Origin of the sequence: Guyparkeria sp. SCN-R1, assembly GCF_003932495.1 — a bacterium.
Taxonomy (GTDB): domain Bacteria; phylum Pseudomonadota; class Gammaproteobacteria; order Halothiobacillales; family Halothiobacillaceae; genus Guyparkeria.
The window spans coordinates 1-25,429 of record NZ_QZMT01000011.1 but is presented as its reverse complement, the minus strand read 5'-3'; the positions used below and the strand labels follow the sequence as shown (position 1 = coordinate 25,429).

Here is a 25,429-nt window from a genome sequence, read left to right as displayed (position 1 = left end):
CTCGCGTTGTCTGCCAGTGTGTGTCACCAACCGGGAACGACAGGCATACTTCCCGGGGCCGGCCAGTGGCAAAACGGAACTGTCATGTTCACGGGGTAGGCTGCGTCATATCCTTTATTCCATATGCTGTGTCCGCGCAGATCTTGGCCATCGACACCAACGGGAGAATTCAGTCATGCCGATTCGGGTAGGTATCAACGGTTTCGGGCGTATCGGCCGATTGGCCTTTCGGGCATTGGCCGATCGCCCGGAACTCGACCTCGAGGTGGTGCATGTCAATGAAACGGCTGCCGACGCAGCCTGCATGGCCCACCTGACCGAATTCGACTCCGTTCATGGCCGTTGGCAACAGCCCATTGGAGGGGAGGGCGACACCCTGACGCTGGCCGGTCGTGATATTCGCTTTACCCAGAGCGAGTCGGTCGAGGGAATCGACTGGGCCCGTTCGGCGGTCGACGTGGTGATTGAATCCACCGGGCGGTGGCGGCAGTTCGACGAGATCACTCGACACCTGGTGCAAGGAGTGTCGCGCGTCGCCGTGGCCGCCCCTGTAAAGCACGATGAGGTGCTGAACGTCGTCATGGGGGTCAATCACGACCTGTTCGATGCCAGCCATCACAAGGTCGTTACCGCCGCTTCCTGTACCACCAATTGCCTGGCACCGGTGGTCAAGGTGCTCCACGAAGGGCTGGGTATCCAGCGCGGCACGATGACCACCATGCACGACCTTACCAACACGCAAGTGGTGGTCGACAAGGGCGACAAGGACTGGCGGCGCGCTCGCGCCTCGTCGATGTCGCTGTCGCCCACCACGACGGGCTCGGCGAAGGCCATTGGCGCGATTTTCCCGGAGCTCGAGGGCCGGCTGAACGGTCTTGCCGTTCGGGTGCCGTTACTCAACGCCTCGTTGACCGACTTCGTCTTCACCCCCGCTCGCTCAACCACGGTCGATGAGGTGAACGGGTTGCTGCGCTCGGCCGCCGAGGGGGAGTTGAAGGACATCCTGGGGTTCGAGACACGCCCGCTGGTCTCGGTGGACTACACCAACGACCCGCGCTCCTCGATCATCGATGCGCCGTCGACGATGGTGATAGACGGGGATCTGGTGAAGGTGCTCGCCTGGTATGACAACGAGTGGGGCTATGCCCAACGACTAGTCGAACTCGTGTCGATGATCGGCCGGGCCTGAGACACGCATCTGGAGTCACCATGCCCCTTGCCATGAATCAGGCACTGCGCCATTACCTCACGATCACCGGCAATTACTGGCTGTTCACCCTGACCGACGGGGCGATCCGCATGCTGGTGGTGCTGCATTTCTACCAGCTCGGTTACTCGCCGTTCGCCATCGCGATGCTGTTTCTCTTCTACGAGTTCTTCGGCATCGTCACCAACCTGATGGGGGGCTGGCTGGGCGCGCGTATCGGCCTGAATCGAACCATGCAGGTCGGCACCGGGCTGCAGATCGCCGCCTTGCTGATGTTGACGGTTCCGGACGCCTGGCTGACGGTGGCCTACGTGATGTTCGCCCAGGCGTTGTCCGGCATCGCGAAGGACCTCAACAAGATGTCGGCCAAGGCCGGGGTCAAGCTGGTCGCGCGCGAGGGGAACGCGCAGCTGTTCCGCTGGGTCGCCTGGATCACCGGCTCGAAGAATGCCCTGAAGGGGGCCGGGTTCTTCCTCGGCGCCGTGCTGCTGGCCGCCATCGGTTTCCAGGGGGCCATGGGGGTGCTCGCCGCGCTACTGGTAGGGGGCTTTTTGATGACACTGACGCTGCCGGGCGGTTTCGGGGCCGTCAAGGGCAAGACCGGCTTTCGGCAGATGTTTTCGCGCGAGCCCCTGATCAACTGGCTGGCCACGGCGCGTTTGTTCCTGTTCGGCGCCCGTGATGTCTGGTTCGTGGTGGCGTTGCCGGTCTTCCTGGTCTCGATCGGTTGGGATTTCCACTGGGTCGGGGCATATCTCGCCCTCTGGGTGATCGGCTACGGACTGGTTCAGTCCGCCGCCCCCTGGTTGCTTGGCACGCGCCGGCGGAGGGGCGGCATCCATACCGGTGTCGCGGACGATGGCCCACGTGATGGCCCTGGCGCCCGCACGGCGGTCGCCTGGAGTTTTGCCCTTGTGCTGCCGCTGGGCGCACTCCTGCTGGCCATTGCCTCGGGTCAGACCGCGGGCTGGATGATCACGCTGGGGTTGGCGTTCTTCGGCGTGGTCTTCGCGCTGAATTCAGCCACCCACTCGTACCTGGTATTGCGCTATTCGGCCGATGAGAAAGCCTCGCAGAACGTCGGCTTCTACTACGCCGCAAATGCCGGTGGCCGATTGCTGGGCACGGTGCTTTCGGGGGCGAGCTATCAGTGGCTGGGCATTGCCGGCAGCCTCGGTTTTGCGCTGGCCTTCGTGGTGATTGCGGGTCTTCTCAGTCTGCGACTCGTCGCGCTGGAATCCAGCCTGGGCGGGGAGGGCGATAGCGCCATCGGGTAGCGCCAGCCATCGCCCCGCTTTTAGGGCCGCTTTCCGCGCTCTACCTTCTACACTCGTCTACGTGACGATGGCGGAAAAGGAGACCGATGGGGACGATGACGAAATCATCCGACACGCGCAAGGAAGGCCTGGAGCAGGCAATGGAGCTGGTGCGCCAGTGCGCGACCGACGACGGGTTCCTTGCCTCGCCCACCCAGCGGGACAATTATCGCCGGGTTTGGGCCCGTGACGGGGTGATCATCGGGCTGGCCGCATTGATGACCGGGGAAGAGTCGCTCGTAGCCACGATGCGCCAGACGCTCGGCACCCTGGCGCGTCACCAGGGTCCCCACGGCGAGATCCCCAGCAATGTTGACACCACCACTCAACGTATCAGCTACGGCGGCACCACCGGGCGCGTGGATGCGGATCTTTGGTTCGTGATCGGTTGCGCCGAGTACTGGCGTGCCACCGGGGATGACGCCTTCCTTGAGGAAATCCTGCCGGCTCTGGAGCGCGTGCGGTTTTTGCTCGGGGCATGGGAGTTCAACGATCGTGGCCTGATTTACGTGCCGCAAACCGGCGACTGGGCCGACGAGTATGTCCAGTCCGGCTACATCCTTTACGACCAGCTGCTCTATTTGCAGGCGTTGCGCTCGTTCTGCCGGATCCACATTCATGTCCACGGTTCGGCAGACCATCAATTGCAGGATCGAACCACCCGGCTGCTTCACCTGATTCGCGGCAATTTCTGGTTTAACGGCAACGAGTCGGCGGATATCTATCACGAGGTGCTATACGAAAAGGGGCGCAAGGCCGCGCCGCATCGAGACGATCAATACTGGATGCCGTTTTTCTCGCCAACCGGCTACGGTTATCGGTTTGACGCCTTCGCGAACGTTCTCGCCAATCTGTTCCGTGTGGCGAAGGACTGGCAGTGCGACCAGGTTGATGCCTATATCGCGAAGATCACGCCCGAGGCCGTGCCACTCTTGCCGGCCTTTCACCCCATCATCGAACCCGTGGACCGGGACTGGGAAAACCTGCAGGTGATGTTCTCGTACACCTTCAAAAACAAACCGTACGAGTTCCACAACGGCGGACTCTGGCCGATGCTCACGGGCTTTTATGTCGCCGACCTGGCCAGCCGCGGACACACGGTAAAGGCCCGGCTGCACCTCGACGCCATTCACGCGGCCAATGCCTTGTCGATGAAGGATGAGCCCTGGTCGTTCCCGGAGTTCGTGCACGGGCGCAAGCTCACGCCAGGCGGGACACGATGCCAGGGATGGAGTGCCGCCGCTGCGGTCACCGCCCATCACGCCCTGCAGGGAGAGCCACTTTTCAGGATCGACGATGACGAGTGAACTGCTGGTCTGTACCGACCTCGACCGTACTCTGATCCCGAACGGCCACCAGCCGGAATCACCGGGTGCACGCGATCTGTTCCGCCGGCTGGTCCAACGCCCCGAGGTCACGCTGGCTTACGTCAGTGGCAGGGACCGGTACCTCCTCGAATCGGCAATCGACGAGTTCGCGCTGCCGGTCCCGGATTTCGCCATCGGCGACGTGGGGACGACGATCTATCGCGTCGACGAGGGCATCTGGCACCCCTGGGAAGCCTGGGCGGACGAGATCGCGGCCGACTGGGGCGGCGAGGATCGCCGGACACTCGCCGGAATGCTCGAGGACATCCCGGATATCGAACCTCAGGAACCGGAAAAACAGAACACCTACAAACTCAGCTATTACGCCCCAGCGACCCTGAATGGAGACGCGCTTGCCGGGCAAATTAGGGAGCGTCTGGCGCAAGCGGGGGTGCGCAGCAGCGTTATCTGGAGCATCGACGAGATGCGCGATATCGGACTGGTTGATGTCCTGCCGGCTAGAGCTACCAAGGTGCATGCTATCCGGTTTCTCCAGGCGCATTTGCAAATGCCGCATGCCCGGACGGTCTTCGCCGGCGACAGCGGCAACGACCTGCCCGCGCTGACCAGTGGTCTTCAGGCGATCGTAGTGGCCAATGCCAGGGAGGGGGTCAAGCAGGCCGCCCTGGACGCTACCGCGGAGCGGGGCATCGAGAATTGCCTGTACGTCGCCCGCGGGGGATGGCATGGGATGAACGGCAATTACGCGGCAGGCATCCTCGAAGGCATCGTGCACTTCATGCCCGAGACACGCTCTTGGCTGGAGAACGAATGAGACGGGGCCGATTCAGTCCTTGCCAGGCCCCTCTACCATCGCCATGAAGGCCTCGGCGAGAGGATTGCGCGCCCGCCCGACCGCCTCGATCCGTCCCAGGCGCCGCGTAGGCAGACCGCCGTCCCCACACTCCAACCGCAACAATCCTTCACGCTGAAGGGTCGTTGGCAACACGGCCCATCCAACCCCCGTGGCGGCCAGTACCGCGATCGAATCCAGCTGGTTGATCTCGATGATCGCCGGTGGCAAAAGCCGCCGATCGTCGAGCCACCGATCGATGGCCATGCGTGTGCTGGTCGCTTCCGCGGGCAAGATCAATGGCAGTCGCTTGCCGATTCGATCCAGCGCCGGTGGTCTGCCTCCCGGGCAATGCCGTTCGGCCACCACCGGCTGCATGGTCTCCTCCCAGAGAACGCGAGTGCGCACCCGATCGTCGAGGCGGGGCGGCAGGGTGGCATAGGCCAGCGCCGACTCGCCCAGCGCCACCTGCTCGATCGCCCGCTCGGAATCGTGGAAACTGAGATCGAGCAGGACTTCGGGATAGTGTTCCGAAAATCGCTCGAGTACCTCCGGTAGCAGATGCAACCCGGCATAGTGACTCAGGGACAGGGTCAGCCGGCCACTGAGGGCTTCGCCACTGACCTCGGCTGCGGTCGCGACGTCATCAAGGCTCGACTGTACCTCGCGCACCGCGGGCAGTAGCCGCTCACCGCGGTAGGTCAGTACGACCCGCTGGCCTAGCCGATCGAACAGCCGGAATCCCAACCGCTCCTCCAGTTGCGCCAGGCGCTTGGAAACCGCCGGTTGACTGACGTGCAGATGGGTAGCCGCCGCCGAGAACGAACCGGTTTCAGCCACCGCCAGAAAAGTCAGCAACTGCTGGGTGTCCAAATGAAGGGGGTTCATCGCCAATCTCCGAAATTCGGCCCCGTCTGGTTCTGTCATAACCATTAAGAATGGCCTTCATTATATATTACCATTTTAGTTATTGATCAGCCGCCACTATCATTCCTGCATGAAAACAGACGCCCTCAACGTGCTCGGTCTGCCACTGGCGAGATGCTCGGTGGACCCCGTCACCGGCTTTTACCGCGACGGCCGATGCTTGGTTGGGGCCGAGGACGGTGGCGTGCACGGGGTTTGCGCGGAGCTTGATGACGCGTTTCTCGACTACACCGCCGCCCAGGGGAACGAGTTGCGCCGACCGATCCCGGCCTACGATTTTCCGGGACTTGCGGCCGGCGATCGCTGGTGCGTTTGCGCCTGGCGGTGGCGAGAGGCCTTCGAGGCCGGCGTGGCGCCCCCGGTGGTGCTGGCCTCGACCCACCACGAGGTGCTGCGGGTCATCAAGCTGCGCGATCTGATCGAACACGCCGTCGACCCGCCGGCCTCGGGGCTGGACGACGGGTTTTACGAGTTTTAACGAAAACAACGCCCCAACGTATTGCAAAACGGATACTTGCCCGGGCGGCGATTGACGCCGACATGGGCCATCCGGAGGAAAACGCCAATGGCTGGAAAGACACTCTACGAAAAGCTTTTCGACGCGCACGTCGTCCATGAACAAGGGGATGGCACCGCGCTTCTCTATATCGATCGCCACCTCGTTCACGAGGTGACCAGCCCGCAGGCGTTCGAAGGGCTGCGTCTGGCCGGTCGCAAACCGTGGCGAACCGGCGCCATGCTGGCCGTGCCGGATCACAACGTGCCGACCACCAATCGGGCTGGCGGGATCGTCGATCCCGTCTCACGCGAGCAGGTCAGTACCCTCGATCGCAACTGCCAGGAATTCGGCGTCCAGGAATTCCCGATGGCCGACATGCGCCAGGGGATCGTGCATATCATCGGGCCCGAGGAAGGGTTCACGCTGCCGGGCTCGACCGTAGTCTGCGGCGATTCGCACACCTCGACCCACGGCGCGATCGGCGCCTTGGCCTTCGGCATCGGCACCTCCGAGGTTGAGCACGTCATGGCCACCCAGACCTTGTTGCAAAAACGCACCAAGACCATGCAGGTGCGCGTCGACGGCGAGCTTGGGCCGGGTGTGACCGCGAAAGACGTCGTGCTCGCGATTATCGGCAAGATCGGTACTGCCGGCGGCACCGGTTACGCGATCGAATTCGCCGGTTCGGCGATCGAGTCGCTCTCGATCGAGGGCCGGATGAGCGTGTGCAACATGTCGATCGAGGCGGGTGCCCGCGCCGGCATGGTGGCGGTCGACGAGAAGACGGTCGATTACTTCCGCGACAAGCCGTTCGCGCCCACCGGCGAGATGTTCGAGCAGGCAGCGGCGTATTGGCGCACCCTCAAGTCCGATCCCGACGCCGAATTCGACAAGGTGGTGGTCCTCGACGGGACCAAGATCGAGCCGCAGGTCAGTTGGGGCACCTCGCCGGAGATGGTCGGGCCGGTCAACGGGCGCGTCCCGGACCCGTCGGCCGAGTCCGATCCGGTCAAGGCCGAGGGCATGCGCAAGGCGCTTGCGTACATGGGACTCGAGGCGAACACGCCGATGACCGACATCCAGATCGACAAGGTCTTCATCGGCTCGTGCACAAACGCGCGTATCGAGGATCTGCGGGCCGCGGCCGCAGTCATCAAGGGCGGCCACGTGGCAGACAACGTAACGTTGGCCATGGTGGTGCCGGGCTCGGGCCTCGTGCGCGAGCAGGCCGAGAAAGAAGGCCTCGACAAGGTCTTCCTCGAGGCGGGCTTCGAGTGGCGCGAACCGGGCTGCTCGATGTGCCTGGCGATGAACGCCGACCGGCTTGAGCCGGGCGAGCGCTGTGCCTCGACATCAAACCGCAACTTCGAGGGCCGGCAGGGGCAGGGCGGTCGCACGCACCTAGTCAGTCCGGCCATGGCTGCCGCCGCGGCGATCGCGGGCCATTTCGTCGACGTCCGTCAAGCGTAAGGGAGACAGAACCATGCAGGCATTCACTACCCACAAGGGAATCGTCGCGCCTCTCGACCGCTCGAACGTGGACACCGACGCGATCATCCCGAAGCAGTACCTCAAGTCGGTCAAGCGCACCGGCTTTGGCCCGACGGCATTCGACGACTGGCGTTATCTCGATCCGGGCGAGCCGGGCATGGATCACAGCCAGCGGCGCAAGAACCCGGATTTCGTGCTCAACCGCGAGCCATTCGACCGCGCGACCATCCTGTTGGCGCGCGAGAACTTCGGCTGCGGCTCATCGCGGGAACATGCCGTCTGGGCACTGACCGACTTCGGCTTTCGCGCCGTGATCGCCCCGTCGTTTGCCGATATCTTCTTCAATAACAGCTTCAAGAACGGGCTGCTTCCCATTGCACTGAAAGAAGATGAGGTCGACTCGATCTTCAAGGCGGTCGAGGCGAACCCGGGCCTGGAGCTCGAGATCGATTTGCCGAATCAGGTGGTCAAGGCCCCCAATGGGTCCACGTACGAATTCGAGATCGACAGCTTCCGCAAGCACTGCCTGATCGAGGGACTCGACGACATCGCGCTGACCCTGGAGCACGCCGACAAGATCAAGGCGTACGAGCTTGCCCAGCAGGAAAAGACGCCGTGGTTGTTCAACGACCTGCGGGGCAACGTCGGCGGATAACGCGCTGATTTGTCGACGCGATTTTCCTGAGAAAACAGACACAAAAGGATCGATAATCTCGTGAGCCAGAAGAACATTCTCGTCCTGCCGGGTGACGGCATCGGCCCGGAAATCACTGAGCAGGCCGTCAACGTCCTCAAGGCCGTTGTGGTCGACAGCGACCTGGAACTGTCGTTCACCGACGGCCTGATCGGCGGGGCAGCCTATGACGCCGAAGGCGAACCATTTCCCGAGATCACCCGGCAGCTGGCCGCCGAGGCCGATGCGGTACTGCTCGGCGCCGTCGGCAGCCCGCAATACGACAACCTTGATCGCCCGCTCCGCCCCGAGCGCGGCCTGCTGGCGATCCGCAAGACGATGGGGCTGTTTGCCAACCTGCGCCCGGCGATGCTGTACAGCGCCCTGGCGGATGCCTCCTCGCTCAAGCCGGAGGTGGTGTCGGGTCTGGACATCCTGATCGTCCGCGAGCTGACCGGCGGGGTCTATTTCGGGCAGCCGCGCGGTATCCGCGAGGTCGACGGCCAGCGCGAAGGCTTCAACACCATGCATTACAACGAGGCCGAGATCGAACGTATCGGCCGAGTCGCCTTCGAGGCGGCACAGAAGCGCAACAAGCGCCTGTGCTCGGTGGACAAGGCCAACGTCTTGGAAACCTCGGAGCTCTGGCGCGAGGTGATGAATCGCCTGTCCGCGGAGTACCCGGACGTCGAGCTGTCGCACATGTACGTCGACAATGCCGCAATGCAGCTTGTGCGGGCACCCAAGCAGTTCGACGTGATGGTCACGGAGAACCTGTTCGGTGACATCCTCTCCGACCAGGCCTCGATGTTGACCGGGTCGATCGGCATGCTGCCCTCGGCATCGCTTAACGAGACGGGGCAAGGCCTTTACGAGCCCAGCCACGGCTCGGCACCGGATATTGCCGGCAAGGGCGTTGCCAACCCGATGGCGACCATCCTGTCGGCGGCCATGCTGCTTCGCTATTCCTTCGGCCGAGGCGACCTGGCCGAGCGGATTGAAAATGCCTGCGTCACCGTGCTCGATCAGGGTCTGCGTACGCCGGATATCATGCAGGAAGGCATGACACAGGTGTCCACCAGCGAGATGGGCCGGGCCGTCGTCGACGCCCTGAGTGCCTGAGTGGCTTACGGATCCCTTCGTGCGCCCGGCGTGATGCGCTAGGCTAGATTCATCGTGTCAGATTCAGGGTTGGCAGCCGATCGAATGCCGCCATCCCGCAACCGATTTCATCAGACTTCCAATCGCAAGGAGAAATCTTCATGAGCAAGACGGTCGACGTTGCTGTCGTCGGTGCCACGGGTGCCGTTGGCGAGACCATGCTGTCCATCCTGGCCGAGCGCAATTTTCCGGTCGGCAAGGTGTACGCACTCGCATCAGAGCGCTCCGCCGGCAAGAAGATTGCCTTCGGCAACTCGTTCGTGACGGTCGAGGACCTGGCGACATTCGATTTCTCCAAGGTCCAGATCGGGCTGTTCTCGCCGGGCGGGGCCATCTCTCGCGAATATGCGCCCAAGGCCGCCGCGGCCGGGTGCGTGGTGATCGACAACACCTCCGAGTTCCGCTACGACGATGATGTGCCGCTGATCGTTCCGGAGGTGAACGCTCACGCGATCGCCGGCTACACCCAGCGCAACATCATCGCCAACCCGAACTGCTCGACCATCCAGATGCTGGTGGCGCTCAAGCCGATCTACGATGCGGTCGGTATCGAACGGATCAACGTTGCCACCTACCAGGCCGTATCCGGTTCAGGAAAGGAAGCCATCGAGGAACTGGCGACCCAAAGTGCTCGACGCCTCAATGGACAGGACGCCGATGCCGTGGTCTATCCGAAGCAGATCGCGTTCAACGCACTGCCACAGATCGATGTCTTCCAGGACAATGGCTACACCAAGGAAGAGATGAAGATGGTCTGGGAAACCCAGAAGATCTTCGAGGACCCCTCGATCCTCGTGAACGCCACGGCGGTCCGTGTGCCTGTGTTCTTCGGTCATTCCGAAGCCGTCCACATCGAGACCCGCGACAAGATCACCGCCCAGCAGGCATGGGACTTGTTCAAGAAGGCCGAAGGGATCGAAGTGCTCGACACGCGTCGTGACGGTGGTTATCCGACGGCCGTGACCGAAGGGGCAGGGCACGACCCGGTCTACGTGGGCCGCATCCGCGAAGACATTTCGCACGAGCGCGGCCTCAACCTGTGGGTGGTTGCCGACAATGTGCGCAAGGGCGCGGCACTCAACAGCGTTCAGATTGCCGAATGTCTGGTGCGCGACTACCTCTGATCTGTGGCACAATCGGGCTCGAAATGGCCAAGGGGAACTCTGCACGAATAACCAATGCCTCTGCGGGTCGCCAGGCGTCCAGATGCTAGGCGCAGCGCGCCGCCAATGGCCGTAGTCATTGGCAAGCGGTGCAACACCGCAGATGGGCGCCTGGCGACCCGCCCGAAGGGGCTTGCCGGCTTGCCCGCCCTCGGTGTTGTCGATTCTCGCCGGGCACCAAGCCCGCCATCGAATCGACGCCTTGACGGCGAACAAGCCGGCAAGCCAGAGGCATTGGGTATTCGAGCAGAGTTCCCCATAAGGAAGGCGCCGGAACGACAGTCGGGCAATGAGACCCGGCGCACCGGCACGAGCAAGGAGTGAGTGACATGCGGAAGTTGAGTTTGGTGATTGCGGGGATTCTGGGTGCCGGGACCCCGTTGATCAGCCAGGCCGCCACCCTGGGCGAGGCCCGGGTGCAGTCGTACTTGAGTCAACCCCTCGATGTGCGAGTGCCACTGGCGCGCTCCAGCGACGAGCCGCTCGACGAGATCACCGTGAAGCTGGCCCCGCCCTCGTTTTACCGAGAGGCGGGGGTCTCGCTGGAAAACATCACGGGCAATCTAACGTTCAGCATCGAATCGGACCGGGGTCAGGATTATGTCCTGATCGGTTCCAAGCGACCGATTCGTGACCCCATCCTGAGTATCCTGCTCGAGGTCGACTCCCCGCAGGGGAGAATGATCCGCGAGTACAACCTGCTGCTCGATCCGCCTTCGATGGGCTCTGGGCAGGACGCTCGCTCCGAAGGAGTGACCGGCTCCAGCCAGGCGGCGGCCCCCACGTCTTCGGCGCAATCGTCTTCGCGCTCGTCGCCTGCGCCCTCCGGCTGGCAGCGCGTTGAGCCGGCCGAAGACGTTTCCCTCGACGGAACGCGTGACGTCCAAAGCGGCGATACGCTCTACGAGATTGCCCGCGATTACGTGTCCGATGGCGCCGATGTTCGCCCCATGATGCAGGCGATCATTGATGCCAATCCGCAAGCATTCGCCAACGGCAACGGCAACGCCCTGATGGCCGGGGCACGTCTTCGGGTGCCGAACACCGGCGCATCGGCCACAAGCAACGATCGAGTGGACGCAGACGGCTCGACTTCGGACGAGTCAACGGTGACCGATCGACTGCCTGCGCTTGAGCTTTTGGGTCCGGAAGAGGGTGGTGAGCAAGCTGCTTCGCCCGCGAATCTTGCTGGGTTCGGTGAGCTCACTCGTGAGCAACCGCTTGCGGCGATCGCCGACGGCACGCAGTCAACGGCCAACGCGCAGACCAACCGCGAGGCGGCGCTGGACCAGGAGGAAGTCGAATCGGTCCGTGCCGAAAACGAGGCTTTGACCGAGCAGCTCCGTGCCCTGAAGGATCAGATTGATACCGTCAAGGTCGCCGTTGACGAGCGCGATACCCAGATTGCCGAATTGCAAGAGGTCATCGAGCAGTCCCGGGCTGAACTGGAAAACGCCGAGCGCACGACCGGCAATTTCTGGATGGAGTGGGGCAAGTACCTCACCGGCGCATTGGGACTGGTAATCATCGCGTTGCTGATCGCACTCGCCCTGCGTCGGACCCGTCGCGACGAGGAACCGGGCGTGCCGATGCCGGTCACTGCCGACACCTCGAACAAGCGATCACTTGATCGCGATCCGATCGCCGAACCTGCGCCCATGGGCACGACTGCATCGACCGCGGGCGGCTCTGCAGCTGCGGCGTTTGGGGCATCCGGTGCGGCGTACGCGAATTCGGACAACACGCCGGAGGAATCAGCGTCGGCCAGGGGCATGGACGATCCGATGAACCCGGAAATGGCGCTGGAAGAGGCGCGGGTGCTCGAGTCATTCAACCTGACCCACCAGGCGGTGGAGCTGTTGCAGGACAGCCTGGCCGAGCACCCCGGGCACAGCGGCCTGCAGTCGGCATTGAACCGTCTCAAGGGCATTGATGCCGGTGAGACCGGGGACGAATCCCGTCCGCCGAGTGACGACTCCACACCGATGGTCGAAAGGGAAGGGTCCGGCGGCGTGACCTCCGACGACGTTTCGTCTGAGCCCGTGGAGCCAACCGATACGGTGGAGTCGACCGATGATTGGGAGGCGGACCAACAGCAAGCACCGGCCAACGTGGACTGGGACGATGACCTCGACGACATGCTCGCCACGCCCGAATCGGACAATGAAACGTTAGAAGACGAGCGGTCGATGGACTTTGACGACTCGTTTGCGCTGGAAACGCCGAGTAGGGAAGAGTCGCCGGCAGACCAGGTGGAGGAGACCGGTCGACAGGATGAGTCGAACGAACTCGAATTGCCCAAAAATGAGGTCCCGGCGGCGAGTGTCGATACCCCGGCCAGCGACACGAATGAACCAGAGCCGCTGGACCTGGATCTGTCGGGCTACGAACCGGCAGGAGAGCGAGACGAGCCGCCAGCCTCGTTCGACCAGGATGAAGGCATGGATCTCGATCTGGGCGAAATCCCGTTGGCTGAAGAGCCGGACGAGTCCGAGGCCGTTTCCGTGGATGCGGCCGAACACACCTCATCTGCCGCCGACGATGAAGCCGACATCGACACACGCGTGGGATTGGCCGAGGCCTTCCTGGACGTAGGTGATCGGGAGAGCTTCGACATGATCGAATCCGAGTTGCAGGAAGAGGGCGCCACCGCGGCATTGGAGCGCCTGGAGGAGTTGAAGAAACGTCAAGCGGGCTGATAGTGCCCGGGTGCTGCGCGCAGTGCCACAAGAAAAGGCCCACCGATGTTTGGTGGGCCTTTTTGTTATCGTCTTGATTCGGCACGTGGTTTGGTAACGGGCGGGCGCCCCGGTCTATCGGACTTGACCGGTCAGGCGATGACCGGTTGATTAGATGATCAGAAACGAAAAAGGCCGATAACCCTTTGAGTCACCGGCCTTCATATCGGTCTTGCAATTTGGTGCCCAGGAGAGGACTCGAACCTCCACGGATCTCTCCACTAGTACCTGAAACTAGCGCGTCTACCAGTTCCGCCACCTGGGCAACGCGGCGCATAGTAGGAATCCTGAGAGGGACTGTCAACAGTGAATGCAAAAAAAACACCCGAACTATACGTTCATCGGCTGAGCGAAAAGGACCGTCATGAGCGGCTTGAGGCGGACAACCGATTGATTGCATGTGAAAAGGTGAATGGTGGTATGGCCGGAATCACGCTGGTTGTTACTGCTCATGACGGGCAAGGTTCGTCGCGACAAGCCGCGCGGCGGTTGCCGACTGATCAGGAAGCCATCCTGGACGAGATTCGAGGTCGTGAGGGTGCAGTCGAAATCCTTGTCGACAGTGTTACCTGGTCCGGAACACTGGGCGGACTGCTAGCAGCGCTGCGAGACCGCGCCAATCGCCGAATCATCGTTCACCTGGGTGATGGGCGGGTTGGCGGTCCCGATGACCGCCAGATGGTCGCACTGGGCTATCGACGGTTGAAGACAGAGACTCCGCTCTATGAGTTCAACATCGAGAGTTACAAGGACACGCCCGATTGGCTGAACTCGCGTAACTGGGCCAACCCGGAACTCTGGGGAAAATACCGCTGGTGAGCCCCGTGACAACGGATTCCCACATCGCCTTATCTCGGAAATACGTATGTCCCGATAACGTAGCGCCTAATACCTCAGTCCGGCACCATGCCTCTTTTCATGGTCGACGAAGCCACGGTGATTAACGAGAAACACCGTGGCTCGACCGCAACCAACTGAGGTGTTGTATGAAGAAGGCTGTTCTCACGTCCGTGCTTCCGACCGTCATGCTGGCCAGCGCTGGTGCTCAAGCCGCCGAGTTCGACGTGGGTGTCAATGTTGGCACGCTGGGTATCGGCCCCGAACTGGGCATGACGATCGTGCCGAACAAATTTCGCGCTCGTGTGACAACGGGCTTCGGCAGTTATTCGGAAACCTTCACGGTCGACGGAAACGAGTACGAAGGGGATCTGGAGCTGCGCAACGCCGGCCTCCTGGGTGACTATCACCCGTTCGGCGGTTACTTCCGCGTCACCGGCGGCGTAATCTTCAATGACAACAGTTACAGCGCTGTCGGTGACCAGGACAGCTACGATATCCGAGGGATCACCGTTCCAGGTACCTCGGCATCGGCTGGAGCAGTGCGAACAACGAGCCGGGGCTGTCATTCCGGGCGGACATCGGCGTGATGTATCAGGGCGCGCCGGATGCGACTGTCGATGTAAAAACGAGCGACCCATTTCGACAGCCTTACGCCGACCAGTATGCCGAACAGGAAGAAAAAGACCTGAACGACGAGCTGGAGGACTACAAGCTTTACCCGGTCGTGCAGGTCGGTCTGGTTTACCGATTCTGATCAGGGCTTGCTTCGTCGGACTCAGGGGAGACGGTGCTTCTCCTTGTGGCCGACAGGCAATTCGCTGGATACCTCTGGTTTGGAAAACCGTGGCCGTGTGAGGATGGGCAGGAGCATAAGATGTCTCTCGCGGCATCCTTCGCATGCTATTTAACATAATATATATTCTACGAAGTATAGTAGCCGGCTGGGACATGACCTTTCCGCTCTGGATGTCCTGGCCCTCGACCATTCCCATCACGCAGCCGCCATGCCCACGGGCAGTTGCACTACAATGGTCGCCAGTCGGTCGGAAGTCTCTTCGGACCGAATGAATCCACCGTTTCGACAGGCCCGCCATGCGACCGATCCCGTCCGCTGCATTGTTCCTCGGAATGAATCTCGCCTTGCTCGGGGCCGGCTGCTCCATCAGCCCGGCCAATGAACCCGCGGCTGAATCGAACGTGGGCGCCACTGAGTCCGGCGCTACCGCCCGTGAATTGAAGTCGTTCGAACAGAGTCCGATTTTCAACATCCTCGCCGGCGAATTCTACGGTCGCCACAAGAATTATGATCAGGCAGCGAGCCACTACGCGGCGGTTGCGCAAAACAGCAACGACCCGGCACTGCTCGAGCGCGCCATTCAGGCCGCCATCTTTGCCGACCGATTCGACCTGGCCCAGAGCCTTGCGGAACAGTTGCGCAAGCTTTCGCCGGACAATGCCCGCGCCGCCGCGGTGATGATGATCTCCTCGCTTGAACTGGGCGAGACCGAACAGGCCGATCGGGCGCTCAACCAGTGGCTGGAATCCGATTCCGGCAACGTCGAGAAGATCTTCAATGAGACAGGCCAGTACCTGCAGAAAAGTCTCGATCGCGACCGCGCGGTGGACTATACGCACCACCTCGCCGAGCGTTTTCCTCAGCAATACGAGGCCCAGGTGGTCGTCGCCAAGCTCGCGCTGTCCTTCGGTGAGATGACGCTGGCGCGCGAGGCCGCCAATCGGGCGATGTCTCTGCGCCCCGACGAGACCATGGCCTACGACCTGGCAATGGTGATCGCCAACCGTGACGGTGACGTCGAACAGGCCATCCGGGTGCTCGAAAAGGCGCACAACCGGTTTCCCGACAAGGGGCGTTACACGAGCGGGCTGATCGAGGCACGGTTGGCGGCCGGACAAACAGATGCCGCACTCGCGCTGCTCGAGCGCACCCTGGAAACTCGGCCCGACGATGCCGAGCTGTTGCGCAACCTGTCCCTGTTCGCCTTTCGTCTGGAACGCCCCGATCTGGCTGAACAGGCACTGAATCGGCTTGAACGCCTGCCCGGCCAGTCGGACGTGGTTCACCTGATCCGCGGACGGGTCGCCCTGCAGGAAGCCGACCTCAGCGGCGCAGAAGCCGCCCTGTCGCAGGTAAGCGCCCGCAGCGAGCATTACGCCAATGCCCAGGTGCTGCTGGCCGGTGCCCGTGTCGATCAAGGCCAGGTGGACGCCGCCGTCCGCGGGTTGGAAACCGCCCTGCTCTCCGACGGGATTGACGAGGCCGACCAACAACAACTGATGCTCGCACTCGCCTCGACACTGTCCGAAACCGGTCAGTTCGAGGAGAGCCTACAGATTGCCGATCAGGCACTTGATGCCTGGCCGGATGCCAACGATTTCCGTCTGCAAAAGTCCATGACGCTGTTTGCCCTGGATGAATCCGGTTCGGCGATCAGCGTGCTGCGCGAGATCATCGAGCGTGACCCCGAGCACGCCCAGGCACTCAATGCGCTGGGCTACACCCTGGCTGACGAAAATCGCAACCTGGACGAAGCCGAGGATCTGATCGATCGCGCGCTGCACATCGACCCGGACAACGCGGCCTACCTCGACAGCCTGGGTTGGCTCAAATACCGTCAGGGCGAGATTCAATCGGCCCTCAAGGCGTTGAGAAGCGCCTACCGTCGCGCGCCCAACGCCGAGATCGGTGCGCATCTCGGCGAGGTCCTCTGGGCTGACGGCGAGCGCGACCAGGCACTCGAGGTGTGGCAAGAGGCCCTGGAGCTCGATGCCACTGACAGCACCCTGCTGGAAACGTTGCTGAGATTCGCCCCGGAGCTGATGCCGGCTGACGGTCAACCGTGAGCCGTCCCCCCGTCACCAACAATCGACGTCCTTTTTCATGTCAGTCATCCCACCTTCTGCCGCTTCGCTGCGCGTTGCCGCCCTGTTCGTTGCCACCACTTTGCTTTCCGGCTGCGCCTCACTACTTGGCACACAGCCGACCGAGCCTGCCAGCGAGGCACAACTGACGGCCTGGGAATCGCACTCGAAGGAACTCGAATCGATGACCGACTGGGCGTTCGGCGGACGGGCCGCTGTCCGGTCCGGTGTCACCGGTGGGAGCGTTCAGCTCGAATGGACGCAGGTTGGCACGGTGACCTCGCTCGAGTTGAGCGGTCCCTTTGACACCGGTCATCTGGCGATGACCGGGACACCAAATCATATGCTCCTTACCGATGGCAATGGCAATCGGCGTGTTACCGACGACCCCGAAGCACTCCTCGAAGAGCAGACCGGTTGGCGTATTCCCCTGGCGACCCTGCCCCGCTGGCTCAGAGGTTTGCCGAGTGATTCCCTGGCCGCGCTCTCCACTGGCGATTACCGCCTTGACGACCAGGGCCGGCTGGTGACCTTCACCGACGAAGGCTGGGAGGTGGAATACGCCCGCTACCAGGATGTCGGGCGTCTCACCCTGCCCCACTTTGTCGAGCTGACCAACGAAGGCATGCGAATTCGCATCGTGGTGGACTCCTGGGATACCGGACAGTCACGTCGATGACACCCTGCCCCAGTATGGATCCCGCCACCGAAGGCCACTGGTTCCGCGCCGGCTGCAAGCTCAACCTCTACCTGCACATCAACGCCCGCCGCGCCGATGGCTATCACGAGTTGCAGACTTTCTTCGAACTGCTGGACTACGGTGACGAACTGCTAGTCGACAGCGCTCACGACGATATCCGGGTGGAATGGGTCGCCGGTGACGAGCCGATCACGGGACAACCCGCCGTCCCCCAAGACGATCTGCTCTACCGGGCCGCCACCCGGTTGCGCGAGCGGGCCCGTGACGATCGACTCGGCGATGGGACCGCGCCCCGCGGCGCGCACGTCACGCTAAAGAAACATGTCCCGGTGGGTGGCGGACTAGGTGGTGGCTCAGCCGCTGCCGCCTGCCTGTTGCAGGTGCTTAATCAGGCTTGGGGTCTCGATTACCCCGTCGACATCCTCGCCCAAATCGGCAAGGAGCTTGGCGCCGATGTGCCGGTCTTCGTGCATGGTGAAAGCGCCACGGCGCACGGCATCGGGGAACAATTGCATTCCGGTGTGGCGCGTGACACCAGCGGGATCTACCTGGTGCTCGTGCCCCGTATCTCCTCGCCGACCGCGGGCCTGTTCGCCGATGAGCGATTGGAGCGCGCCCTGCCGAAGCAACCGGATGCCGAGCTGCTTGATCACTGGCGTGACAAGGGGCAAAACGTGTTCGAACCACTGGTGCTGGCTCAGCAGCCGCAACTGGCTGCCCTGCTTGCCGACCTGGAAACCGAAGCGGGATTTGCGCGCATGACAGGCTCGGGGGCGTGCCTGTTTGCCCCGGTTTCCTCCGAAAACGAGGGCCAGCGGATCGGCGATCATCTGGTCAGGAGGCACGAGATCCTGCGACGGTATTTCGTCTCATCAGGGGGCGATCACGCCAAATCAGGGCCTTAGATCGCTAACCAAGCGAAAAGGGAAAAAAACCGGCACCAGCCCTTGGCAAACCCGGATCGCTTGGTTAAGATGCGCACCTCTTTCGAATGGGCCGTCGCCAAGTTGGTTAAGGCACCGGATTTTGATTCCGGCATTCGCAGGTTCGAATCCTGCCGGCCCAGCCAAATAACCGGCGAGACCGATGTCACTAACACGCTCCTTGATGGTCTTCACGGGCAACGCGAATCGGCCATTGGCCGAACGGGTTGCGGAAAGCCTGGATAGCCAACTCGGACAGGCATCGGTAGCGCACTTCTCGGACGGTGAATCCGCCGTCGAGCTCCTGGAAAACGTCCGCGGTCGCGACATCTTCGTCATCCAGCCGACCTGCGATCCGACGAACGAACACGTCATGGAGCTCATGCTGATGACCGACGCGCTGCGTCGGGCCTCGGCTCACCGCATCACCGCGGTCGTCCCCTACTTCGGCTACTCCCGCCAGGACCGTCGCGTCCGCTCGTCTCGCGTGCCGATCAGCGCGAAGGTTGTGGCCAACATGCTTCAGAGCGGCGGCGTGGATCGCATCCTGACCGTCGACCTGCACGCCGACCAGATCCAGGGCTTCTTCGACATCCCGGTGGATAACGTTTACGCCTCCCCTATCTTGCTGGGTGACATCTGGCGGCAGAAATACGAAGACCTGATCGTCGTCTCCCCGGACGTCGGTGGCGTAGTCCGCGCTCGGGCCGTTGCCAAGCGCCTCGACGATGCGGATCTCGCCATTATCGACAAGCGCCGTCCGCGCGCCAACGTCTCCCAGGTGATGCACATCATCGGCGAGGTCAAGGGCAAGACCTGCGTGCTGGTCGACGACATGGTCGACACCGCCGGCACGCTCTGCAAGGCGGCCGATGCACTCAAGAAGCACGGAGCCCGCAAGGTGGTGGCCTACTCTACCCACGCCATCCTCTCGGGCAACGCGATCAGCAACATCGAGGCATCGTCCCTCGACGAGCTGGTGGTGACCGACACCGTGCCGCTGAAACCCGAGGCCGAGGCCTGTGAGCGCATCCGGGTGCTTTCGGTCGCCGGCATGCTTGCCGAGACGATTCGCCGCATTCACACCGACGAATCGGTCAGCTCGCTCTACAACGACGACTGACCAGGCAAAGAAAGCCCCTCTACCCTTCCTCCCGAACGGCTTTCCCTGTACAATTCGCGCGCCACTCGATTGATCGAGTGGCGCGCGTCGGTTGTGGCTTGGTCGCGGGCCGCAGCCGTACATCAGACGCCGGGAGCCGGACAATCGTCGCCCCGGCGGTTTTTATTTCTGGAGTGGACCCAATCATGTCTCAAGAAACTTTCAAGATTGAAGCGTCCGTTCGCGATGACCTGGGGAAGGGTGCGAGCCGCCGCCTGCGTCGCGAAGGGAACATCCCGGCAATCGTCTACGGTGGCAAGAAGCCGCCGGTCTCGCTGACCATCAATCACAACGAGCTCCTGAAGCACCTCGACCACGAGGCGTTCTTCTCGCATATCCTCGAGCTCAATGTCGGTGGCGAGACCGACGAGGTGGTCCTGCGTGACCTGCATCGTCACCCGTACAAGACCACCGTCGTGCTGCACGCTGACTTCCAGCGCATCACCCGTGGTCAGAAGATGCGCATGCACGTCCCGCTGCACTTCGAGAACCGCGAAGAGAGTAAGGGCGCCAAGGCCGGTGGCGTAATCAGCGTCATCCACAACGAGATCGAGATCGAGTGCCTGCCGCGTCAGCTGCCGGAGTACCTGACCATCGATCTGGCCGACCTGGACGTCAACGAGTCCATCCACCTCTCCGAGATCAAGCTGCCGGAAGGCATTGCCATTCCGGAACTCGCGCTGGGTGAAGGTCACGACGTTGCCGTCGTCGCCATCCACCCGCCGAAGGTGGAGAAGGAGCCGGAAGAGGAAGAGCAGCCCGAAACCGGTGGCGAGGAAGAGAAAGGCGAAGAAGAAGCCTGATCTTCCCCAGCCGATGTCCGAAAAACCCCGATCCATCGATCGGGGTTTTTTCATTCCGGTCCGGGTATGGGTGCAATCAAGCTATGCGATAATCCGCGCCCATGAGTATCAAGCTGATCGTGGGACTGGGTAATCCCGGGCAGAAGTACGACAACACGCGTCACAACGCCGGCTTCTGGGCCGTGGATGCGATTGCGGCGACGCTGGGCGGCCACTGGGCCGAGGAGCGGAAATTCAAGGGCGCGGTTACCCGGGTGATGGTCGACGGGGTTGACCTGCGGCTATTGCGCCCGGACACCTTCATGAACCGCTCGGGGCAATCCGTGGGTCCATTGGCGCAATTCTTCAAGATTGCCCCGGAAGAGATCCTCGTGATCCACGATGAACTCGACCTGCCGCCCGGCCGCCTACGCCTGAAGTGCGGCGGCGGTCACGGCGGTCACAATGGCCTCAAGGACATCCAGGCGGCCCTGGGCAGCGCGAATTTCTGGCGCCTGCGTATCGGCGTGGGGCATCCGGGACACCGCGACGCCGTGGTCGGCTACGTGCTCACCAGCGCCCCGCCCGACGAACGCCGGCTGATCGACGACGCCGTGATCGAAATCCGTCACCTGGCGCCCGACCTGATCCGTGCCGACGAACCGGCATTGATGCAGGCCATCAACAGCTACCGGCCGTCCTCTTGAGAGGGCAACACGCACACATTCCGCGACCGCCCTGCCCGGCCGCGCCTAAGGAAGGTCTGCACGATTCGATGGCATCTCTGGCTCGCGGGTTTGTTCGCAATCTAGGCGCCGGACCGAAGACGGGCTCATTGCCCGTCGAGGGACGGCAACGACGAGTACGGACAAACCCGCGAGCCCCATCCGGGCGGGCCTCCAAGGACCCATCCGCGGCGTTGCAGCCCTTGTAAAGGGCCACGGCCCTTCACGGCGGACTGCGCCTTGCATCTGGGTCCTTGGAGGTCCCGCAGAGACGTCATCGAATCGTGCAGACCTTCCCTAAACACTGAATCAACGGAGTCCCTATGGGTTTTAACTGTGGCATCGTGGGCCTGCCCAACGTCGGCAAGTCCACCCTGTTCAATGCACTGACCAAGGCCGGCATCCAGGCGGCCAACTACCCGTTCTGCACCATCGAGCCGAACGTCGGGGTGGTCGCCGTCCCGGATCCGCGACTGGACACGCTTGCCGAGATCGTCAAGCCCGAGCGCGTTATACCGACCAGCATGGAATTCGTCGACATCGCCGGGCTGGTCGCTGGCGCCTCCAAGGGCGAAGGTCTGGGCAACCAGTTCCTCGCGAACATCCGCGAGACCGATGCGATCGTGCAGGTCGTGCGCTGCTTTGCCAATGACGACGTGATTCACGTGGCCGGCAAGGTCGACCCGGCCGCCGACATCGAGGTCATCAACACCGAGCTGGCGCTCGCCGACCTCGATACCGTGCAGAAGGCGGTCGAGCGGCTGACCAAGCAGACCAAGTCCGGCCAGAACAAGGACGCCGCGGCGAAGCTCGAGCTGGTCAAACAGGTGGCCGAGGTGCTCGACGAGGGTCACTCGGTCCGTTCCATGAAGCTGGAGGCCGACAAGCTCGCCCTGCTCCACGACCTCCACCTGCTCACCGCCAAGCCGCTGATGTTCATCGCCAACGTCGACGAGAACGGGTTCGAGAACAACCCCTTCCTCGACCAGGTGCGCGAGCTTGCCGCGCGCGAGGACGCGACGGTGGTACCCGTGTGCGCGACCACCGAGGCCGAGCTCATCGACCTCGAGGGCGAGGACAAGGCCATGTTCCTCGAGGAAATGGGCCTCGAGGAACCGGGCCTCGATCGCGTGATCCGCGCCGGCTACGACCTGCTCGGCCTGCAGACCTACTTCACTGCCGGCGTGAAAGAGGTGCGTGCCTGGACAATCAAGCGCGGCATGACTGCCCCGCAGGCGGCCGGCGTGATCCACACTGACTTCGAGAAGGGGTTCATCCGCGCCGAGGTGGTTGCCTACGACGATTTCGTCGCCGGTGGTGGCGAGCAAGGGGCCAAGGAAGCCGGCAAATGGCGCCTGGAAGGCAAGGATTACGTCATGCACGAAGGGGATATCGTGCACTTCCGCTTCAACGTCTGAACGGAGGTCGAATTCCGCGTGAAAAGGCGCGCGGACAGGGTTGACAACCCGTCGGGGAATCCCGATAATGCGCGCCTCGCTTGGCTATGTAGCTCAGCTGGTTAGAGCACGGCACTCATAATGCCGGAGTCGGTGGTTCGAATCCACCCATAGCCACCAGTATTATTAAAGGCTTAGGTCGTTCTCCGTGAACACCTAGGCCTTTTTTATTGCTCGGTCGGCCACCCGAAGGGCATGGTAACGACAAAAGAGACGCAACTTATCAGGAATGCTGCGCCTCTCACCTCAAACAATTGTTACCCGCCTCACTTCCATATGGAAGGTTCTTCTCAGTTCGCGTCTTTGAAAACGTTTCGACCTATCGTGTCTTCCACCCCGGTAAGCTCGATCCGCATCAGACGAAGCCTGAAGCCCCCTGTCCCTGTCTGGCTCGAACGAGCGGTTCTTTTTCCGTGGGCTGTCTAGGTGAATCCCGTATCTGATCCACGATTTCTTGTTCTTGAAGTTCTTCTTCAAGCTCTGCCAGCTGAGCAACTCGTCCATTAAAAGATAGAAAGAGCAAACCAAGGTCTCTCGATATGTGCGCAAGGTAGCACCCTTGATTTCCGTTGCCGTTGGATTGTATCGGCGAGTATTTATCCGGAAGCAACGGAGCGATGCGTCCAATATGTGTTTTCGGTCTAACCGGCGATGGCTGAACGGTCCATTCAATCGGCACAAGCCAACCTTCATTATCTGACCAATTAGCCCCTACTGACTTGCCAACGACCATAGGCAATAAATCACGCTTAAAAATCCCGATAAAGCGATTCCATTTAATTTTCCGTAAAAAGTTTTCCTTGCATCATCACCATCGTTTCTTTGGCGAAATTCTGCGTCAGATTTCGTTAAAACGGCGAGACAAGTTTTTTGGACATATTCAAATAAATGTTTGCTCATTATTTTTGTCCGAATATCTATTGCAACCGCCCAACGGCGGCCTGTTAAACTGGGAACTCCTCACCATTCTCAACCGCTTTGATAGCGGCTTTTAACCACTTACGCGCTTTTTCTTCTTCGCCAGTCCGAAATTGCGGTTTCTCTTGTTGATAGACAGAGAGCACTTGGTCGTGGCCGGGATAGCTACCAACTTCCGGGACGACGTACTTCTTGCTCTGACCCAATATTGATCGAAAGCGGCTCGCGTCTTTCCTCCCATGGTTCATAGCGTCGAAATAAGCGTTACTTGCGCAGGCAGCCAGGTCATTGTTAAAGAAAATCCACTCTTGTTCGACTCCGGGCAGGTGTTTGTCACAAAAACGCTGAAACTCTTTCCGAAACCTCTCATGCACGAGATGTGACTCGTCCAACACACAATCTTGTGCGGATGGCCCGAGCAGTCTCGCCACCAACTCCGGAAGAGCGCGATGACCGGCTCTTCGTCTGTCATTGCCCCGCGGCACCGCAGTCCCGTCTTCAAAACCCCGGGCACCAGTCTTTTCACAAATCTGCTTACGTAGCGTTGACTTCCCGGAGGCCCCGACGCCGACAATGATCGTCAGTTTTGCCATAATTCACCTTTGTGATTTCTAAATACTCACCCAGCTATATCGGGTTTTCTAAATACCCGAATAACGGTATTGTGATTCCTAGATACTCGCCCAACTGTATTCGGATTCCTGAATAATCGCCTAGCTACATTCTGGTTTCTAACTGCTAACAAGATGACAAATGGATGACACTAGCCAAGCGATAAATGGACGGCCTAAGCGCAGAAAAGTTCAACCAACCCCAGAGGCAGAACGACTGCGGGTAGCGTTTTTTGCGTCCGAAAAATCAAAAAACGAGGGTGCCGCGTTCCATCGCTGGCGGATGGGTCGCCAGGTACAACGAGAAAACCCCGCGCCGGTTGTTCAGGCGGGGCTGTGCCGGTGCACTGGTGAAGCAATGCCTAGGTCTGTTTCCGGCTTTCCGCTTCCTGCGCACTGGCAACGTACTCAAAGAGCAGATAGGCTGCGCCGGTAGCCTGACCGGCAAGCGTGGCCGCGCTGGTGATCGTGGTCGCCACCTGGTCGCGTGCTATTAGAGCGTCCCCTAACCACGAGGCGTAGTCGGACGTAGACCGGGGCGCGCTTTCCGTTTCGCGCTGTGATGATGCGTCATCGGTCACCTGTACAACCGCCGGGATCGAGCGCGTTAGATCATCGGCCGCGAATACCAGGGCCTTAAGGGTGGCGCGGGCTGTCTCTTTCGAGAGGTCGCCTACCCACTTCTTTGATCTGAAGTCATACCGGACGCCCTCAGCGTGAGCTACAAGCTGCGGAATGTCCGCCGGAGTCGGGGAAAGCTTTTCCCAGGCCATCATGCTGCCCCCCTACCCGGCTGGCGGCTGTCTTGAATCGGGCGGACTGTCCGTGGCCCGTTGCTGTCATTGCCTTGGCTGTCATGTCAGATTGTCCCCCTGTGATTTGCTTGCAACCGGCCGCAAAGGTGGGGACCAGAGTGGGAGGCGGAATGGTCCACACTGACACAAACCGCGTTGCGTTGCGGTCTGTGGCCGTATTTTCGATGGCACCCATAGCCACCAGGTGCGATATCGGCATGTCCATATCAGAAAACCCCGCTTCAAATGAAGTGACCCCTGAAAGTTGGACACCCATCCAACTGACAGGGGTTTTCTTATGG

Annotated in this window: 23 protein-coding genes and 3 tRNA genes; 22 read left to right on the top strand and 4 right to left on the bottom strand. The window is 61.5% G+C overall.

The features are described 5' to 3' along the window. The first annotated feature begins 175 nt into the window (after positions 1–175). The 4 genes from D5687_RS07445 (at position 176) to D5687_RS07430 (ending at position 4,665) form a co-directional block, all read left to right on the top strand. Positions 176–1,189, top strand: coding sequence for an ArsJ-associated glyceraldehyde-3-phosphate dehydrogenase (locus tag D5687_RS07445; protein WP_125199148.1), 1,014 nt, complete (start codon positions 176–178; stop codon positions 1,187–1,189). Between the two features lie 32 nt (positions 1,190–1,221). Beyond that, positions 1,222–2,484 carry an organoarsenical effux MFS transporter ArsJ gene (arsJ, locus tag D5687_RS07440; protein WP_125199187.1) on the top strand — a complete coding sequence of 421 codons (1,263 nt, stop codon included), beginning with the start codon at positions 1,222–1,224 and terminating at the stop codon, positions 2,482–2,484. Positions 2,485–2,579: 95 nt separating this feature from the next. Then, the gene (locus tag D5687_RS07435; protein ID WP_125199147.1) at positions 2,580–3,830 is read left to right on the top strand and encodes an amylo-alpha-1,6-glucosidase; all 1,251 of its coding nucleotides are present in this window, start codon (positions 2,580–2,582) and stop codon (positions 3,828–3,830) included. Further along, complete coding sequence (locus tag D5687_RS07430) at positions 3,820–4,665, top strand: HAD-IIB family hydrolase (RefSeq protein ID WP_125199146.1); 846 nt, start codon at positions 3,820–3,822, stop codon at positions 4,663–4,665. Before D5687_RS07435 ends, D5687_RS07430 begins: the two co-directional genes overlap by 11 nt. A 12-nt stretch (positions 4,666–4,677) precedes the next feature. Here the strand turns inward: D5687_RS07430 and D5687_RS07425 are convergent, their stop codons facing one another. After that, on the bottom strand, positions 4,678–5,571 hold the full coding sequence (locus D5687_RS07425) for a LysR family transcriptional regulator (protein ID WP_158611808.1): 894 nt from the start codon (positions 5,569–5,571) through the stop codon (positions 4,678–4,680). A 109-nt stretch (positions 5,572–5,680) separates the two neighbouring features. On the opposite strand from D5687_RS07425, the gene D5687_RS07420 reads away from it, so the two are divergent. From D5687_RS07420 to D5687_RS07395, 6 genes are all read left to right on the top strand, one after another. Continuing rightward, a complete protein-coding gene (locus D5687_RS07420) occupies positions 5,681–6,088 on the top strand; it encodes a DUF2237 family protein (protein ID WP_125199144.1) in 408 nt (135 codons plus the stop codon). Positions 6,089–6,175: 87 nt separating this feature from the next. After that, positions 6,176–7,579: a 3-isopropylmalate dehydratase large subunit gene (gene leuC / locus D5687_RS07415; RefSeq protein WP_125199143.1), complete on the top strand. Its 1,404-nt coding sequence runs from the start codon at positions 6,176–6,178 to the stop codon at positions 7,577–7,579. A 13-nt stretch (positions 7,580–7,592) separates the two neighbouring features. Beyond that, positions 7,593–8,255, top strand: coding sequence for a 3-isopropylmalate dehydratase small subunit (gene leuD / locus D5687_RS07410; RefSeq protein ID WP_125199142.1), 663 nt, complete (start codon positions 7,593–7,595; stop codon positions 8,253–8,255). A gap of 84 nt (positions 8,256–8,339) precedes the next feature. Continuing rightward, entirely contained in the window at positions 8,340–9,395 is a 1,056-nt protein-coding gene (leuB, locus tag D5687_RS07405) for a 3-isopropylmalate dehydrogenase (RefSeq protein WP_125199186.1), read from the top strand. 140 nt (positions 9,396–9,535) lie between these two features. After that, entirely contained in the window at positions 9,536–10,558 is a 1,023-nt protein-coding gene (locus D5687_RS07400; RefSeq protein WP_125199141.1) for an aspartate-semialdehyde dehydrogenase, read from the top strand. 368 nt (positions 10,559–10,926) lie between these two features. Continuing rightward, positions 10,927–13,296 carry a FimV family protein gene (locus tag D5687_RS07395; protein WP_125199140.1) on the top strand — a complete coding sequence of 790 codons (2,370 nt, stop codon included), beginning with the start codon at positions 10,927–10,929 and terminating at the stop codon, positions 13,294–13,296. Positions 13,297–13,515: 219 nt separating this feature from the next. On the opposite strand, the gene D5687_RS07390 is transcribed toward D5687_RS07395, so the two are convergent. Beyond that, positions 13,516–13,600: transfer RNA gene (locus tag D5687_RS07390), tRNA-Leu, on the bottom strand. 41 nt (positions 13,601–13,641) lie between these two features. On the opposite strand from D5687_RS07390, the gene D5687_RS07385 reads away from it, so the two are divergent. From D5687_RS07385 to D5687_RS07335, 12 genes are all read left to right on the top strand, one after another. Continuing rightward, positions 13,642–14,154, top strand: coding sequence for a DUF6231 family protein (locus D5687_RS07385; protein WP_125199139.1), 513 nt, complete (start codon positions 13,642–13,644; stop codon positions 14,152–14,154). A 167-nt stretch (positions 14,155–14,321) separates the two neighbouring features. Then, positions 14,322–14,762, top strand: a complete 441-nt coding sequence (locus tag D5687_RS07380; protein WP_125199138.1) for a hypothetical protein — start codon at positions 14,322–14,324, stop codon at positions 14,760–14,762. Then, positions 14,759–14,929 (top strand): hypothetical protein, encoded by a 171-nt coding sequence (locus D5687_RS11280; RefSeq protein ID WP_158611807.1) that lies wholly within the window; start codon positions 14,759–14,761, stop codon positions 14,927–14,929. The genes D5687_RS07380 and D5687_RS11280 overlap by 4 nt, the downstream gene beginning before the upstream one ends. A gap of 338 nt (positions 14,930–15,267) precedes the next feature. After that, on the top strand, positions 15,268–17,037 hold the full coding sequence (locus D5687_RS07375; RefSeq protein ID WP_125199137.1) for a tetratricopeptide repeat protein: 1,770 nt from the start codon (positions 15,268–15,270) through the stop codon (positions 17,035–17,037). Between the two features lie 37 nt (positions 17,038–17,074). Then, positions 17,075–17,734, top strand: coding sequence for a lipoprotein insertase outer membrane protein LolB (gene lolB / locus D5687_RS07370; RefSeq protein WP_125199136.1), 660 nt, complete (start codon positions 17,075–17,077; stop codon positions 17,732–17,734). Positions 17,735–17,748: 14 nt separating this feature from the next. Next, a complete protein-coding gene (gene ispE, locus D5687_RS07365) occupies positions 17,749–18,660 on the top strand; it encodes a 4-(cytidine 5'-diphospho)-2-C-methyl-D-erythritol kinase (protein ID WP_158611806.1) in 912 nt (303 codons plus the stop codon). An 87-nt stretch (positions 18,661–18,747) separates the two neighbouring features. After that, positions 18,748–18,824, top strand: a tRNA-Gln gene (locus tag D5687_RS07360). 17 nt (positions 18,825–18,841) lie between these two features. Beyond that, the gene (locus D5687_RS07355) at positions 18,842–19,801 is read left to right on the top strand and encodes a ribose-phosphate diphosphokinase (RefSeq protein ID WP_125199134.1); all 960 of its coding nucleotides are present in this window, start codon (positions 18,842–18,844) and stop codon (positions 19,799–19,801) included. Positions 19,802–19,986: 185 nt separating this feature from the next. Continuing rightward, positions 19,987–20,643 (top strand): 50S ribosomal protein L25/general stress protein Ctc, encoded by a 657-nt coding sequence (locus D5687_RS07350; protein ID WP_125199133.1) that lies wholly within the window; start codon positions 19,987–19,989, stop codon positions 20,641–20,643. A gap of 101 nt (positions 20,644–20,744) precedes the next feature. Then, the gene (gene pth, locus D5687_RS07345; RefSeq protein WP_125199132.1) at positions 20,745–21,329 is read left to right on the top strand and encodes an aminoacyl-tRNA hydrolase; all 585 of its coding nucleotides are present in this window, start codon (positions 20,745–20,747) and stop codon (positions 21,327–21,329) included. A gap of 341 nt (positions 21,330–21,670) precedes the next feature. After that, a complete protein-coding gene (ychF, locus tag D5687_RS07340) occupies positions 21,671–22,765 on the top strand; it encodes a redox-regulated ATPase YchF (RefSeq protein WP_125199131.1) in 1,095 nt (364 codons plus the stop codon). 82 nt (positions 22,766–22,847) lie between these two features. Further along, positions 22,848–22,924, top strand: a tRNA-Met gene (locus tag D5687_RS07335). 824 nt (positions 22,925–23,748) lie between these two features. Here the strand turns inward: D5687_RS07335 and D5687_RS07330 are convergent. Both D5687_RS07330 and D5687_RS07325 read right to left on the bottom strand, forming a co-directional pair. Then, the gene (locus D5687_RS07330) at positions 23,749–24,315 is read right to left on the bottom strand and encodes a hypothetical protein (protein ID WP_125199130.1); all 567 of its coding nucleotides are present in this window, start codon (positions 24,313–24,315) and stop codon (positions 23,749–23,751) included. Between the two features lie 380 nt (positions 24,316–24,695). After that, on the bottom strand, positions 24,696–25,109 hold the full coding sequence (locus tag D5687_RS07325; protein ID WP_125199129.1) for a hypothetical protein: 414 nt from the start codon (positions 25,107–25,109) through the stop codon (positions 24,696–24,698). Between the last annotated feature and the right edge of the window lie 320 nt (positions 25,110–25,429).